The sequence below is a fragment of the Protofrankia sp. CiP1_Cm_nod4 genome (assembly GCF_982290645.1).
The window spans coordinates 18,819-20,845 of record NZ_CEVIVC010000089.1 but is presented as its reverse complement, the minus strand read 5'-3'; the positions used below and the strand labels follow the sequence as shown (position 1 = coordinate 20,845).

At 70.2% G+C, this 2,027-nt stretch carries 4 protein-coding genes; 3 read left to right on the top strand and 1 reads right to left on the bottom strand.

Annotation, left to right across the window (positions count from 1 at the left end; translation table 11 throughout):
- The 3 genes from AC5LSR_RS16515 to AC5LSR_RS16505 all read left to right on the top strand — a co-directional run.
- Positions 1 to 1,109: DUF2399 domain-containing protein (locus AC5LSR_RS16515; RefSeq protein WP_493468657.1), on the top strand; the 1,109-nt coding region annotated here is incomplete at its 5' end.
- A 129-nt stretch (positions 1,110 to 1,238) separates the two neighbouring features.
- Entirely contained in the window at positions 1,239 to 1,457 is a 219-nt protein-coding gene (locus AC5LSR_RS16510) for a type II toxin-antitoxin system HicB family antitoxin (RefSeq protein ID WP_250290954.1), read from the top strand.
- Positions 1,450 to 1,665 carry a type II toxin-antitoxin system HicA family toxin gene (locus AC5LSR_RS16505; RefSeq protein ID WP_250290955.1) on the top strand — a complete coding sequence of 72 codons (216 nt, stop codon included), beginning with the start codon at positions 1,450 to 1,452 and terminating at the stop codon, positions 1,663 to 1,665. Before AC5LSR_RS16510 ends, AC5LSR_RS16505 begins: the two co-directional genes overlap by 8 nt.
- Before the next feature lie 95 nt (positions 1,666 to 1,760).
- Here AC5LSR_RS16505 and AC5LSR_RS16500 read toward each other — a convergent pair.
- The coding region (locus AC5LSR_RS16500; protein WP_493468656.1) for a toll/interleukin-1 receptor domain-containing protein at positions 1,761 to 2,027 on the bottom strand (267 nt) is incomplete at its 5' end.

The window sequence follows — 2,027 nt, the reverse complement described above, 5'->3', positions numbered from 1 at the left end:
TGGCCGCCTCCGAGGCCGCGGCGTGGTCACAGGCGCACGCCCCGCTGGACGCCCTCGTGACGCGACGTCCCGAACTCGCCGCCTGGCGGTCCTGGCTGGACGCCACCGGCATGCTGCGCCGCCTGACCGCCGGTGACGTCGAGGCGGCGGCGGCGCTCGTCGCCGACCTGCTGCGGGTGCTCGCCGCGCTGCCCTCGCCGGGCGTGGCGCTGGGCCGGCTGGCCGCGACGGCCACTGGGGACGCGCACGCCCTCGACGACACCCGGCCGCTGGCGACGCTCTGCCTCGCGGCGGCCAGGGTGCTGCGGGGGGCGCCGCCCGCCGGGGACGGTTCCGCCGCCGAACGCCGCGCCGTGTGGGCCGCGGTCGGCGTCCACCGTGACGAGCTGTCCTCCACGGTGCTGTGCCTGGGCCTGCCCGGGGGAGCGGCCACCACCACCGGCCGCATCCTGGCCCTGGCCCGGGAGGCCGGCGAGCCGTGCGTCCTGACCCTGCGCCAGCTCAGCCAGCCCGACCGGCTCGACCAGCTCGACCAGCCCGACCGGCTCGACCAGCCCGAACAGAACGGCCGGCCCGAACAGAACGGCCGGCCTGGTCCTCCCGTCCAACCCGGCCAGGCCGGCCAGGCCGCTCAGGCCGATCGTCCTGGGCAGGGTGATCGGCCCGGGCGGGAGTGGGCCGAGTTCGGTGTCGGCGAGCGGACGGTGTGGATGTGCGAGAACCCGATCGTGCTCGCCAGCGCCGCCGACGCGCTGGGGCGTGACTGTCCGCCGATGGTGTGCGTCAACGGGCAGCCGTCGGCCGCGGTGCTCCGCCTGCTCGACCTGCTCGCAGCCGAGGGCGCCCGCTTCGCCTACCACGGCGACTTCGACTGGGGCGGGATCCGCATCGGCAACGGCCTGCTGGAGCGTGTCCCGTGGCGGCCGTGGCGTTTCGACACCCAGGCCTACCGGGCGACGCTGGCCCGCGTCACCGGCGGCGAACTCGCCGGCCGCCGTCCGGTCGAGGCGTCCTGGGACGCCGAGCTGCGCCCGGCCCTGCAGCACCACGGCGTCCGCGTGGACGAGGAACTCGTCCTGCCCGACCTGATCGCCGACCTGGCCGGCTGACGCACCCCACGCCGCGACAGCGGCGTCATATCGATCCGGCGAATTGATGAACGTCCCTCGTCCTGCTAGAGTTACACCCAGTAATCGGAAGTGGTGCGAATCAGATCTGGGTAAGGAGCATCTCGGACGATGGCGGAGCAGCAGCTCACGGTAGTCGTCTACCGTGAGGAAGACGGTTTTGTCGCGCGGTGTCTTGAAGTCGAAGTAGCCAGTGACGGCGACACCGAGCAGGAGGCCATCGCCAACATTCGGGAGGCCCTGGAGCTGTACTTCGAGGATGGCGATGCCGTTGAAGCGCATCTCGTCGACCAGGCAAAGGTAGCAAAGGTAACACTGCAAGTTGCCTAGCACGCCCTCCTCTGACGACATCTGCAAAATTCTCGAAAAGCACGGTTTCCGGCCCGTCGGTCAGCGGGGCTTCCACCGCAAGTACCGGTACGACGGATCACCTGGTCGAACCGTGATCGTTCCCATGGGCCGCAAGAACATGCGTATTGGTACCTTCCGGTCCATCGTCAGCCAGTCCGGCCTGAGCGTCACCGACTTTCTGGTGTAGCCGCCGCTGCCGTCCTTCGGGTGCTGTGTGTCCGCGTCCGAAGAGAAGAAGCTCGGCCTGGCTCTCATACAACGTCGTCCGGACGGCCTTGGGGGCTATCGGCCTGGGAAGCGGGGTGGGCTGGTCGGCCGCGCACGGCCGTCCAGCGAAGCCTTGACGCGGTCGATCAGGATCTTCTCGGCTTCCTCTTTCGCAAGGCCGACGAGGTCGATGTAGACGATGCCGCCTAGGAGGCCATCCGGAGCGCAGTGCTTCACCCGGACCGGCAGGACCCTGCGCTTCTCACCGTCCGGATCCCCCCGCCAGAACGCCTGCCATTCGGCGGTACCGAACTTCGAGTTCTCCAGGTAGTCGGGGGAGAG